11 protein-coding genes are annotated in these 13106 nt (G+C 64.2%); 9 read left to right on the forward strand and 2 right to left on the reverse strand.

The window, feature by feature from the left end:
• The first annotated feature begins 51 nt into the window (after positions 1-51).
• From otnI to IEJ03_RS02910, 9 genes are all read left to right on the forward strand, one after another.
• Positions 52-846, forward strand: a complete 795-nt coding sequence (gene otnI / locus IEJ03_RS02870; protein WP_192036220.1) for a 2-oxo-tetronate isomerase — start codon at positions 52-54, stop codon at positions 844-846.
• Positions 847-939: 93 nt separating this feature from the next.
• Positions 940-1902, forward strand: a complete 963-nt coding sequence (gene denD, locus IEJ03_RS02875) for a D-erythronate dehydrogenase (protein WP_192036221.1) — start codon at positions 940-942, stop codon at positions 1900-1902.
• A gap of 59 nt (positions 1903-1961) precedes the next feature.
• A complete protein-coding gene (locus IEJ03_RS02880; RefSeq protein WP_192036222.1) occupies positions 1962-2963 on the forward strand; it encodes a TRAP transporter substrate-binding protein in 1002 nt (333 codons plus the stop codon).
• 64 nt (positions 2964-3027) lie between these two features.
• Positions 3028-3645 carry a TRAP transporter small permease gene (locus IEJ03_RS02885; RefSeq protein ID WP_192036223.1) on the forward strand — a complete coding sequence of 206 codons (618 nt, stop codon included), beginning with the start codon at positions 3028-3030 and terminating at the stop codon, positions 3643-3645.
• Entirely contained in the window at positions 3642-4916 is a 1275-nt protein-coding gene (locus IEJ03_RS02890) for a TRAP transporter large permease (RefSeq protein WP_192036224.1), read from the forward strand. The genes IEJ03_RS02885 and IEJ03_RS02890 overlap by 4 nt, the downstream gene beginning before the upstream one ends.
• Positions 4917-5009: 93 nt before the next feature.
• Positions 5010-6470, forward strand: coding sequence for an aldehyde dehydrogenase family protein (locus IEJ03_RS02895; protein ID WP_192036225.1), 1461 nt, complete (start codon positions 5010-5012; stop codon positions 6468-6470).
• 33 nt (positions 6471-6503) lie between these two features.
• Entirely contained in the window at positions 6504-7391 is an 888-nt protein-coding gene (locus IEJ03_RS02900) for an NAD(P)-dependent oxidoreductase (protein ID WP_192036226.1), read from the forward strand.
• An 86-nt stretch (positions 7392-7477) separates the two neighbouring features.
• Positions 7478-8218 (forward strand): trimeric intracellular cation channel family protein, encoded by a 741-nt coding sequence (locus IEJ03_RS02905; RefSeq protein ID WP_192036227.1) that lies wholly within the window; start codon positions 7478-7480, stop codon positions 8216-8218.
• Positions 8219-8301: 83 nt separating this feature from the next.
• Positions 8302-9381 carry a DUF3541 domain-containing protein gene (locus IEJ03_RS02910; RefSeq protein WP_192036228.1) on the forward strand — a complete coding sequence of 360 codons (1080 nt, stop codon included), beginning with the start codon at positions 8302-8304 and terminating at the stop codon, positions 9379-9381.
• 6 nt (positions 9382-9387) lie between these two features.
• On the opposite strand, the gene IEJ03_RS02915 is transcribed toward IEJ03_RS02910, so the two are convergent.
• Together IEJ03_RS02915 and IEJ03_RS02920 are read right to left on the reverse strand one after the other, a co-directional pair.
• The gene (locus IEJ03_RS02915) at positions 9388-10158 is read right to left on the reverse strand and encodes a PEP-CTERM/exosortase system-associated acyltransferase (protein WP_192036229.1); all 771 of its coding nucleotides are present in this window, start codon (positions 10156-10158) and stop codon (positions 9388-9390) included.
• A gap of 53 nt (positions 10159-10211) precedes the next feature.
• Positions 10212-13058, reverse strand: a complete 2847-nt coding sequence (locus IEJ03_RS02920; RefSeq protein ID WP_192036230.1) for an EAL domain-containing protein — start codon at positions 13056-13058, stop codon at positions 10212-10214.
• Positions 13059-13106: the final 48 nt, after the last annotated feature.

Raw genomic sequence — 13106 nt, forward strand, 5'->3', positions numbered from 1 at the left:
CGCTCGCGCCGGCTGGATGAACGAACCGACCGATAACAACGAGACATCGACATGATCCGACTGGCCGCCAACCTCAGCATGCTGTTCCCGGAGCACGATTTCCTGGAGCGCTTCCCCGCCGCCGCCGCGGCCGGCTTCAAGGGCGTCGAATACCTCTTTCCCTATGCCTTCGAGGCCGGCGAGCTGCGTGCGGCCCTGGATGACAACGCCCTGAGCCAGGTGCTGTTCAATCTGCCGCCGGGGGACTGGGAGGCCGGCGAGCGCGGTCTGGCGAGCCTGCCCGGTCGCGAGGCCGAGTTCCGCGATTCGGTGATGGAAGGCATCCGCTACGCCGAGGCGCTGGATTGCCCGCGCCTGCACGCCATGGCCGGCCTGCTGCCCGATGGCGCCGACGCGGCGACTCGCGAGGCACACCTCGCCACCTACGTGGAGAACCTGCGCTTCGCCGCAGGCGAGCTTGAGAAGGTAGGCAAGACCCTGCTGATCGAGCCGATCAACGGCCGTGACATGCCGAACTTCTTTCTGCAGCGCCAGGGCCAGGCCCGGGAGGTGCTAAAGGCGGTCGGCGCCGACAACCTCAAGGTGCAGTTCGACCTCTACCACTGCCAGATCGTCGAGGGCGATCTGATCCGCAACATGGAGGCACAGTTCCCGCACATCGGCCATGTGCAGCTCGCCGGGGTGCCGGAGCGCCATGAGCCGGATGTCGGCGAGGTGAACTACCCGGCGATGCTCGCCCACCTCGATGCGCTCGGCTACCAGGGCTGGGTGGGCTGCGAATACCGCCCGGCGGGCGATACCCGCGCCGGACTCGGCTGGGGCCGCGACTACGGCCTGCTGGATTGAGGCGTCCCCCGATACGGCAGCTTTCGCTACAGTAGTTTTCGCTACCGTAGTTTTCGATACAGCAGCTTTCGAGACAACAACCAGGTAATTGCCATGCACGTTCTGATCACCGGTGCCGCCGGCTTCCTCGGCCAACGCCTCGTCCAGGCCCTCGCCACCTGCCGCGAACTGGACGGCCAGCCGCTCACGCGCCTGACCCTGGTCGACCAGGTGGAGGCCTCCGCTCCCGAGATCGCCGGGGTCGAGTGCGTCGCCCGGGCCATCGACATCGCCGCCCCCGGCACCCTGGACGCAAGCCTCGATGAGCGCCCGGATGTCATCTTCCACCTCGCCGCGGTGGTCAGTTCGGCCGCCGAGGCCGACCTGGATCTCGGCCTCACCGTCAACTTCGAGGCCACTCGGGCCCTGCTCGAGGGCTGTCGGGCCCGCAAGCTCGCCACCACGCGCCTGATCATGGCCAGTTCGGTGGCAGTCTATGGCGGCGACCTGCCGGACGTCGTCGAGGACATGACCGCGCTGACGCCGCAGAGCTCCTACGGCACCCAGAAGGCCATGTGCGAGCTCTTGATCACCGACTACAGCCGCCGTGGCCTGATCGATGGCCGGGTGCTGCGCCTGCCGACCATCGTCATCCGTCCGGGGCGGCCCAATGCTGCGGCCTCGAGCTTCGCCTCGAGCATCCTGCGCGAGCCCCTCAACGGTGAGGACGCGGTCTGCCCGGTACCGACCGAGCTCGAGCTGTTCGTGATGTCGCCGCGCCGGGTGACCGAGGCGCTGATCCATGGCGCCGAGGTGGCCGGTCAGGCCTTCGGCCCCTCCCGGGCGCTGATGCTGCCGGGGATCACGGTCAGCGTCGCCGAGATGCTCGAAGCGCTACGGGAGACCGGAGGCGAGGAGGCCCTGGCACGAGTGCGCCACGAGCCAGATCCGCGCATCGAGGCCATCGTCGCCAGCTGGCCGTCCCGCTTCGCAACGAATCGTGCCCACGCCCTGGGCTTCCAGGGCGATGCCAACCTTCGCGACATCGTCGAGAGCTATCTCGGCGAGCGTGACTGATACCTCGACGCCGTCGAGGGAAACCCCAGCGTGTCTCTGCAACCCAAGAGGTCATAACAATGAAAGCCAAGTTTGCACGCCACAGCCTGTCCGTTGCCATCGGCAGCCTCACCACCGCGGCCCTGGCGCTCGGCGCCATGAATGCCCAGGCGGCACAGACCATCAACCTGGGGCATACCCTGTCCGACAGCTCCCACTACTCGGTGGGCGCGGATGCCTTCAAGGAGACCCTGGAGCGACTGAGCGGCGGCGAATTCGAGGTGGCCGAGCACCCGTCCGGCGCCCTGGGCGGCGAGCGGGCGATGATCGAGGGGCTGCAGATCGGCACCGTCGACGTGGTCATCACCTCCACCGGGCCGCTCGGCAACTTCGTGCCGGAATCCTACGTGCTGGACCTGCCGTTCCTGTTCAAGGACTACGACCAGGCTCGCTGCGTGCTCGATGGCGAGATCGGCCAGGAGCTGCTCGACAAGATGGGCGATCACAACCTGGTGGGCATGGCCTGGTCGGAGAACGGCTTCCGCCACATGACCAACAGCAAGCGGGCGGTGAAGGCCCCGTCGGACGCCGAGGGCCTCAAGGTGCGCACCATGGAGAACAAGGTGCACATGGCGGCCTTCGAGCAGATGGGCGTGCACCCGACCCCGATGGCCTTCCCGGAGGTCTTCACCGCCCTGCAGCAGGGCACCGTGGACGGCCAGGAGAACCCCATCACGGTGATCGTGGCGACCAAGTTCTGGGAAGTGCAGGACCACCTGTCGCTGACCGGCCACGTCTACTCGCCGGCCATCGTGCTCGGCTCGCCGATCCTGCTGGATGGCCTCAGCGAGGAAGAGCAGGGCTGGTTCGACCAGGCCGCCCAGGCGTCTGCTCAGGCCACCCGCGAGGAGGTCTCGCGCCTGGAGCGTGAAGGCGTGGAACTGCTGCGCGAGAACGGCATGACCGTCGAGACCGAGATCGACAAGGCGCCGTTCCAGGAGGCCGTCCAGCCCGCCTACGAGATCTACACCGAGCAGTACGGTAGCGAGATGCTCGACCGTATCCGCGCCAGCAGCTGCTGAGGCTGGCAACACCCCGACCCGGTGCCGCCCGGCACCGGGTTCTCCCTAGAAGATGGTGGATGTGATGGTGGAGCTCTTTTTGCGCTTCGAGCGCCTGACCACCCGGATCGCCCTGATGGCGGCGATCGCGATGCTGATCGTCTCGGTCACCCTGGGCTTTTATCAGGTGGTCACCCGCTTCGTGCTGGATGCGCCCTCGACCTGGTCGGAGGTGATCTCCCGCTCGTCGATGATCTGGTGTGTGTTCCTCGGCGCGGCGGCCGGTTTCCGTGGCGGCTTCATGATGTCCGTCGAGGTCATCTACAAGCTGCTCCCGGCGCGTCGTCTGATCTGGCTCGAGGCCTTCGTGGCCCTGTGCTGCCTGATCGTGTTCGTGGTGCTGATCCACTACGGCACCTCCATGACCCTGCGCGTGCGCACCCAGATGCTCTCCGGGCTCGAGGTCTCGATCGCCTGGGCCTATGCCGCCATGCCGGTGGGGGCCGCCTTCGCGCTGATCGCGGTGCTGGCGCGCTTGCTCGCGCAGGTCACCGGCCGCGAGACCATCGGCCCGGCGGAGAGCGAGACCCCCGAGGTCGCGGCGCCCACGCCCGACAGCGAATCGCCTTCCCCACGCCAATCCAGCGCCCCACGTGACGACGCGGCGGCGGTGACCCATTCGCAAGACGAGGTGCGCCCATGAATGCGGCCATTGGTCTGTCGTTGATCATCCTGTTCAGTCTCGGGGTGCCGATCGCCGTCTCGATCGTGCTGGCCTCGATCATCGGCATCGAATTTTTCTCGCGTCTGCCGCTGTTGCTGGTGCCGCAGCAGATGTTCGTCGGCATCGACAACTTCCCGTTGATGGCGATTCCCTTCTTCATCCTCGCCGGCAACCTGATGGCGGCCGGCGGGATCTCGAGGCGCCTGGTCGACCTGGCCAAGGCGATGGTCGGCGGGGTGCAGGGCGGGCTGGCCATGACCTGCGTGCTGACCTGCATGATGTTCGCCGCGGTGTCCGGCTCCAGCGTCGCGACCACCTTCGCCATCGGCTCGATCCTGATCCCGGCGATGGTCAAGCATGACTACCCGAGACCGCTGGCGGCCTCGATCCAGGCCTCCTCGGCGGAACTCGGCGTGCTGATTCCGCCCTCGATCCCGTTGATCCTCTACGGCGTCAGCACCGATACCTCGATCGGCAAGCTGTTCATCGCCGGCATCGGCCCGGGTCTCCTGATCGGCGGTGCGCTGCTGCTGTTCCTCTATGTGTTCTGCAAGCTGCGCGGCTATGGCCTGCGCGATCGCGAGGACCGTCACGACCTGCCCACCGCCTTCAAGCGGGCCTGGGCGGCGATGCTGATGCCGGTGGTGGTGATCGGCGGCATCTACGGCGGCGTCTTCACCCCCACCGAGGCGTCTGCGGTGGCGGTGGTCTATGCGGTGGTGGTCGGCGGGCTGGTGTATCGCGAGCTGAACCTGGACGAGCTGGTGCCGATCCTCAAGCAGAGCGTGATCTCCACCGCCGCGGTGATGCTGATCATCGCCGCCGCGGCGCTGTTCAGCTTCCTGATCAGCCGTTCCGGCCTGCCCACCCAGGTGGCGGCCTGGGTGACGCAGGTGTTCGATAGCCCGATCACCTTCCTGCTGGCGGTCAACGTGATGCTGCTGATCGTCGGCATGTTCATCGAGACCTCGGCGGCGATCCTGGTGCTGGCACCGATCTTCACCCCGATCGCCATGCAGTACGGCATCGACCCGGTGCACTTCGGCCTGATCGTGGTGGTCAACCTGGCGCTCGGCATGTTCACGCCGCCGCTCGGCGTCAACCTGTTCGCCGCCTGTGCGGTGGCCAAGCTGTCGATCGATCAGTTGCTGCCCTGGCTGATGCGTTTCGTGCTGGTGGTGCTGGCCTGCCTGATCGCCATCACCTACATGCCCTGGATCTCGCTGGGCCTGGTCGACCTGCTGTACTGATCGCATCGAAGACATGGTGTCATCGACGACATGACGCCACCGATGACATAGCGCTACCGACCACATAACAACAAGCACAAGGAGAGTTCGCCGATGCGTGAGCTGCCCAACACGCCCCCCGCGGCCGCCCTGATCGACGGCCGCTGGGTGGACACCGCCGAGACGCTCATGGTCGAGGCGCCGGCCAGCGCCTCGCCGCTGGCCCGCATCGCCCGGGGTGGCGAGGCGGAGATCGATGCCGCGGTGGCCGCGGCTCGCCGGGCCTTCGCGGGGCAGACCGGCGACTGGCCCGCCTGGCCGGCGCGCCGGCGCGGCCAGTGGCTCGCGGCCTTCGCCGAGGACATCGAGGCCGATGCCGAGACGCTCTCGGCCCTCGAGTGTGCCGATACCGGCAAGCCGATCAGCCAGGCCCGGGCCGACATCGCCGCCTGCGCCCGCTACTTCCGCTTCTATGCCGGCGGCGCCGACAAGCTGCACGGCGAGACGATTCCCTTCGAGACCGACTATGCGGTGATGACGCTGCGCGAGCCCTTCGGTGTCTGTGGCCAGATCATCCCCTGGAACTATCCGTCGCAGATCTTCGGGCGCTGCGTGGCCGCGGCCTTGGCCGCCGGCAACACCGTGGTGCTGAAGCCCGCCGAGGACGCCTGCCTGAGCGTGCTGCGCCTGGCGGCGCTGGCCAGTCGTACCGAGCTGCCGCCGGGGGTGCTCAACGTGGTGCCGGGGCTCGGGCGTGAGGCCGGGGCGGCGCTGGCGGCGCACCCGGGCATCGATCATCTGTCCTTCACCGGCTCGCCCGAGACCGGAACCCGGGTCACCCAGGCGGCGGCCGAGCACCATGTGCCGGTGACCCTGGAGCTCGGCGGCAAGTCGCCGCAGCTGGTGTTCGCCGATGCCGATCTCGACGCAGCGCTGCCGGCGGTGCTGCGCGGCATCATCCAGAACGCCGGCCAGACCTGCTCGGCGGGCAGCCGGCTGCTGGTCGAGGCCGGCTGCTTCGATGAGGTGGTGGGGCGGCTGGCCGAGTCCTTCGCCGCCCTGCGCTGCGACGTGGGCGAGGCCGACCCGGACTGCGGCCCGTTGATCAACGCCCGCCAGCGCGAGCAGCTCGAGACGCGGCTGGCGGCGGCCAGGGCCGACGGCATCCGCGTGGCGGCGGCGGGGCGCCTCGCCCCGGGTGCGCCCGAGGGCGGCCACTTCGTGATGCCGCAGCTGCTGGTGGATGTACCGCCGGGGCATGCGGTGACCCGCGAGGAGCTGTTCGGCCCGATGCTGGTGGTCGAGCGCTTTGCGGACGAGGCCGAGGCGCTCCGGCTCGCCAATGCCACCGACTTCGGCCTCTGTGCCGGGGTCTGGACCCGCGACGGCGGCCGCCAGCTGCGCCTGGCCAAGGCCATCCGCAGCGGCCAGGTGTTCGTCAACAACTACGGTGCCGCGGGCGGCGTCGAGCTGCCCTTCGGCGGGGTGGGGCGGTCCGGTCATGGCCGCGAGAAGGGGTTCGAGGGGCTGAAGAGCTACACCCGCCTGAAGACCATCGCCATCCGTCACGGCTAGGCCCGTGATCCGGCACCATCGAGGAGAGCCATCATGAGTGAATTTCGCCGTGTCGGGCTGATCGGCGTTGGCCTGATGGGCCACGGCATCGCCCGCAACCTGCTGCGCCACGGCCATGCGCTGCACTTTCTCGACCATCCGGGTAACCAGCCGGTGGAGGATCTCATCGTCGATGGCGCGGTGCGTCATTCAAGCGGCGCCGAGGTGGCCGCCGTGGCCGAGGTGGTGATCCTCTGCGTCACCGGTTCGCCCCAGGTCGAGGCGGTGCTCTGCGAGGCTGGTGGCGTGCTCGAGGGGCTCACGCCCGGCACCACGGTGATCGACTGCTCCACGGCGATTCCCAGTGCCACGGTGGCACTCGCCGAGCGGGTCGAGGCCTGCGGCGGGCGCTTCTGCGATGCGGCCATGACCCGCACCCCGAAGGAGGCCGAGGCCGGGCGGCTCAACCTGATCGTCGGCGCGCCGCCGGCGCTCTATGCCGAGATTCGGCCGCTGCTGACGAGCTTCGCCGAGACGATCAGCCATGTGGGGCCGGTGGGCAGCGGACACCGGGTCAAGCTCCTGCACAACTTCGTCTCGTTGGGCTTCTCGGCGGTGCTCGCCGAGGCGGCGGCCGCCGCGCGCCGTGCCGATGTCGCGCCGGAGGCGCTTATCGAGGTGCTGGGGAACGGCGGCGGGGCGGGGGTGGTACTCGAGCGCCTGAAACCCTTCATTCTCGCCGATGATGCATCGGGCTTTCGCTTCTCGCTCTCCAATGCCGGCAAGGATATCGGTTACTACCAGCAGATGGTCGAGGAATTGGGCGCCAGCCACCAAGCGGCCGATGGCATTGCCGGGCTGTATCGACAGGCCATCGAGCAGGGGCACGGTCAGGCGGCGGTGCCAGAGCTTGTCGCCCTGCTGGCTGAGGCACCGCGTTAGGCCTGGTGGATGCCCGCAGGTGAATAGACACTGCGCTGTCACAAATCGCGTATCCTTCATCTGAAACATAAGCAAGGAGCGATGAGGTGACAGCACTGGTCTACTGGCTGGACATGGCAGGGGTGATCGTCTTCGCGCTGTCGGGGGTGATTCTCGCCTGCCGCTCACGCATGGACCCCTTCGGCATGCTGGTGCTGGCGGCGGTGGCCAGCATCGGCGGCGGCACCCTTCGGGATCTGGTGCTGGGTGTGCGCCCGGTGTTCTGGGTCACCGACCCGACCTATCTGTGGGTGATCCTGGCCACCGTCGCCCTGTCGATTCTCGGCTTCCACTACATTCACCGCCTGACTCGCGCCTTCCTGCCGGTGACCGATGCCTGTGGGCTGGCGTTGTTCACGGTGATCGGCACCCACAAGGCCCTGATGCTCGGTAGCGCCGGCGTGGTGGCGGTGCTGATGGGGCTGATGACCGGGGTGGCCGGTGGCATGCTGCGTGATGTACTGGCGCGGCGGGTGCCGATGGTGCTGCGCCAGGAGATCTATGCCACGGCGTCGATCGTCGGCGGCACGGCCTATGTGGTGCTGCTCGCCCTCCAGCTTAACGCCGTGCTGGCGATCGGGTTGTCGCTGGCCTTGACCCTCTCGCTGCGCCTGGCCGCCATCTACTGGCACCTGAGCCTGCCGACCTTCGCCTGGGTGGTGACTGCGCCGCCGGCCCCGACGGCTTCCGAGACGGCGGCCGAGCCTGGTGATGCCGTGAGCGTGCGGACGCGGCCCAAGGCCCGCGTCAAACTGATCAAGCCGGGGCAGTCGCGACGGCGCCGCTGATCCCAGGTCGGCCGCGCGGGCCGAGGCCCGCTTCCCAGGGTGGCGCTATACTGCGGGCAGTCATCTTCCGGTAAGGCAACGCCATGCAGCCACGAGCGTTTCGGTATGGAGATTATCACCCGAATGACCTAAGGGTTCGTTGGGTCCTGCTATGGCTGCTGTGTGTCCTGTTGGCGGGCTGTGCCATTGCGCCGCTACCCCAGCCGGACATCGCGGCCGAGATCCGCTCGCGCTATGACGCCGCCCTCGAGACCCTGCCTCAGGCTCAGCAGCGCCACTATGCACAGCGCCTGTACCGCCTCACCGGCGATGAGCGCTATCGCCAAGCGCTCGAGGCCTATGCCGCTCGCCTGGTGGCGTCCCTTCAGCAGGATATTGCCGGTCTCGCCAGGCCGGGGTACGCCTCCCGCCGTGCGGCGGTGCTGCTCGAGCGCTACCCCCAGCGCACGGCGAAGCAGCGCCGACGCAGGCAGATGCTGGGGGAGTGGGGGGAGGTGATCTTCGCCAAGCGCCTGGCCTTCCGCCTCAATCAGGCGCGCTTCCATGGACTCCTGAACGAGGCGCAGCTGCCGGATTACCGGCGGGCGCTCGACTATCTCGCCACGCAGGATTACAAGGCCTTCCTCACGTCGCCTGCAGTGATCGAGGTCTATGCCGCTCAGGTCGCCAACCTGACCCATGACCTTTACGGGCTGGGCGTGGTGGATTATCGCGACGAGGCGATCGCCGCCTTTCGGGCGCACTACCCGGAGGAGCGAGACGCGGCGCTGAGCCGGGTCTCATTTCGCAACAAGATCTATGGCCTGACGCATTTCGTGATCGCCGCCAGCGACTACTATCAGCATCCCGTGTCGGCCGAAGCGCATGGCTGGATCCTCGAGTATTTTGAAACGCACCTCGCGCGCATCCTGGCCGAGACCAAGGAGGATATCTACACGGAAGTCGGCATCGGCTTTCTCTTGGCGGAGCAGGAGGCTCATCCGGCGGTCGAGCGCATCAAGCAGGCACTGCGCCATGCCTATGACCCGATGGCCAGGATGATTCCCGGTGAGTACGGCAGTATCGATCTGGCGAGGGGCGAGCACCGTAACGTGCTGGCCATCATGCTGCTGGAGTGGCCTGAGCGGCTTTATCAGGGGCCGTTGCTTTCGTCAGGGCCGTGAGGCTGTTCAGAGTAGTGCCTCATGGCTCCGGTGCGAAGCGGGGCGGTACTCGTCCGGCAGGCTGTCTCTGATCTGGTGCTTGATATGCCGGTAGAGGGGGGCGAGTTCGCGCTTGAATTCGTTGCTGGCCCGCTGGTGGTTGATGTAGTAGGCACCGCGGGTTCCAAAATATTCGAAGATGTCGGTTATTCTGGTGAAGTGGAAGCCTGAAAACGACAATGCTCGTGGTAGGTTAGGCTGCATCAGTGCAAAGACATGTGGCCTCCCCGTTAATCCGACCAAGGCGAAGGTGGCAAGGAAGAGGCCGATCATGATCATTGGAAACAGCGCGACTTCAGCCTTGTGAAATTCGATCTGTTGCCCTTCGCAATTGCTCTGCCTGCTTTTGTTTCGGAATATTCTGGGGATGGCGAACCTTGATACTTCACAGACTTTTTCATGCGGAAAGTGCTGGGGGTAATAGGTCGGATGCTTGAACAGCGGTGAGCAGAAGTCTTCTAGTGGCAGTGCCGGTGCCAGGGTGCCTTCCCCGAAAGGAAGGACCAGTCTCATGCAGCCTGCGATGAGTCCCGTCCGCTTATGTGTAATGAAGCAATGAATGGCTGCGTCATCGAAGTGATCGTGCTCTAGCTTTCTTTTCTCGTCGGCTTTTAGCTGGTACTCGAGTTCTTCGATGAAAATTTCATGCCTAAGCCTGCGAAGAGTTTCCTTTTCCTTCTTGGTGTTGGCGATGTTGACCTGGAACTGATTGATAAACCCGTCGATTTTTTCGTCCATGTCGTTTTTTGTTCCCACTTTCCTTGGTGTCGAATTTATAATTGACTGATCATTCAGTGCTGAGAGATTCTTGCCGAACTTATCTCACTAAATAGCTTGTTGGCGGGTTCGGGCTTTCCGATATGAAACCCCTGGCCATAGGCGATGCCATACTCTTTCAATGCCGCGATCGTGTCATCGTCGGAGACAAACTCGGCGATGGCTTGCTTGCCGAAGCCATGGGCAATATCCGCAATGGCCTTGACGATGACTTGGCTGTCAGTACTTTCGCAGATCGTCTGAATGAATGATCCATCTATTTTTATGTAGTCGACAGGAAGCTTTCCCAGGTAATGGAAACTGCTGAAGCCCACGCCAAAGTCATCCAGGGCCGTTTTACAGCCCAAATCGCGTAACGTCTGGATGACTTCTCTGGCAGTCGAGAAATCCGTGACGGCAGCTGTTTCGGTGATCTCCAGGATCAATTGCTCGGGATTCGCGCCACTGTCATGGATTTCCTTCTCGATGAAGCGGCTCAAGTCAGGATCATGCAGGGTATGTCCGGAAAGGTTGACCGATAAGGTGATGCCGCTGTTCTGGATGGCATAGAGAATCCTGAGGCTTTTGCTCAGGACCCAACGGTCTATCTGCACAATCTGTCCACTACGCTCGGCGATAGGGATGAAGTGCCAAGGTGATATCAGCTCTCCCTGCTCTCCTCGCAATCTCAATAATATTTCGTAATGCTGTATTTCGAGGTCGGCCAGGCGGGCGATGGGTTGTGCCATCAGTTCGAACTCATCGTTCTGCAATGCGTAGCGAATCCGCTCTATCCAGTAGACACGCTGCTGTAGTTCATTCTTGGCTTCATCGATGGTGGAGAGAATATGCCAGCGCTGTAGACTGCTTTCTTTCGCCTTGTACATGGCCACATCGGCATTCGCCATCAGTTCGTCGGGTGAATGACCATGCAGTGGATAGCAGGCGATACCGATACTCCCACTCGCACGGTGGCGGCGTCCGTCCGGCAACAGCAAGCAGGTGTTGTCCAGCGTCATTTCCAGCGACTGCGCCACCCGGGTGGCTTCCGTCTCGTCGGCCCGTTCAAGCAGCACGGCAAACTCATCGCCTCCCAGTCGGGCGACAATCCCTCGCTCACCAATCTGTATCTCGATATTCCGTGCCACGAGCTCGAGGAGTCTGTCGCCGGCGGGGTGACCACTGAGCTCATTGACATCCTTGAACTGGTCGAGGTCCATGAACAGCAGTACCCCCGATTTGCCGCTCGCGAGCGCCGCCTCGACACTCGCGAGGAAGGCACGACGATTATACAAGCCTGTCAAAGGGTCACGATTGGCAAGCCAAGTGAGGCGCGTCTCGGCGGCTTTTCGGTCGGTTATGTCGATACCGACCGAAATGGTGTGCATGGCGCGATTGCCGCTGTCGGAGAGATGAGCGTGATACCAGGCGATGGTGCGTTGCTCACCCTCCGCACTACGCAGCAGGCGCTCCTCCGCCTGCTGCTGGTTCACGCCATTTCTCGAATCGCCACTGGCAATGAAGAGGGCTTCGAATCGCTGACCAAGAATAATGTCATAGGGCTGGCCCAACATATCCTGGCAGTATTGGTTGATCAGGCTGATTCTGCCGTGGTCGTCCTGGGTCAGGATCAGTACATGAGCCGTGTCCAGAAGGCTTTCAATGAAGTCACGCTCGCTTGCCAGTTCTTGCAAACGAGCAGTCAGAAGCTCGCCACGAGACTGGACTTCACCTTGAAGGGTCTCCAGTTGATCGGCAAGGTCCAGTGCCGTGGCATCAAGCAGATCAATTTCATCCAGCAGACGCCGCTTAGGTCTCGGTATCATCTGCTTGGCTCTGGCAAAGCCGCCTTCTGCCAGCGCGGGCAGTACACTTGAGAGTCGGCGCACTCGTTGCATGGGCTGCCAGAGAATGGCCAGCAGCAAGGCCTCGGCCGCGAGCCAGCCAAGCAAGCCGGTCATGAGGATCGTAGCGGTGTCTCTGTCGATGGCATCCAACTGTGAGGTGATATCGGACATCAGCAGGAAATGGCCATTCGCATCCTGAGCATCGCTACTATCGAGCGAAACCAGGCTGAGTTCGATATGGCGGTCATCCTGCTGCAGCCTGAGCGGCATCTCTCGTAGGTCGGCAAGAGAGCGTTGGTAGGCGGCCTGATAAACCAGTGGCAAGGTTTCCTGCTGGTTGGTGAGGGCAGCCAACCAGCCATGCCAGGCACCGATATGGCGAGTCCTGCCCGGTTGCTCCCGTGCCTCTTGTCCTGTGATCAGCAGGGCGATGTCGCTTCCCGAGACCTTCCGGGCCTGTCGCGTTACATCGGCCAGCGAGCGCGACACCAGAATGACACCATGGCTCTGACCGTCCACCAACATGGGAACCAGCACGTATTGGCGGCAGTTGGTGAAGCAGCGTAATGCCATGAAGGGCATGTCAGAGGTAACCACGTCCTTGCCCCACTTCGCGACGGGAAGGCGATCGTCGGGCTGGTGATCTCCCCACTGAGCCAGTGGTTGGCCATCGACGTCCAATACCATGAGTTCATCGATACCCGCTTCCAGCTGCATGGTCGGCCATTTGTACCTGAAGGTATCGGCGATAGTGGATGCATCTGCCTGCTTCAGGGCAACACCTAGCTCTGGGGTCGGGGATGCATTCAGTGCCGCGATCTGTCTCAGGCTATCCATCGACTGGCTGAGGGCTTGCCGAATCTCCCTGGCCTGGCGTTGCAGTTGGACATCACGGGAGTCATCGAACTGGCGTAGCAGGTTTTCTCGCCCCACCAGGGTGAAGATGATGGTCAGTCCAAGCAGCAGCAGGCTGCTCAAGGCGATAACGCGCCATGTCAGTCCAAGCTTGGGTCGGGTCTGCGGTGCACTGTCCATATGGGGGCAATGTTATCCTTGCGGCATCAGGCCACGATCACATGGAAG

The organism is Halomonas sp. YLGW01 (genome assembly GCF_014840935.1).
GTDB lineage: Bacteria > Pseudomonadota > Gammaproteobacteria > Pseudomonadales > Halomonadaceae > Onishia.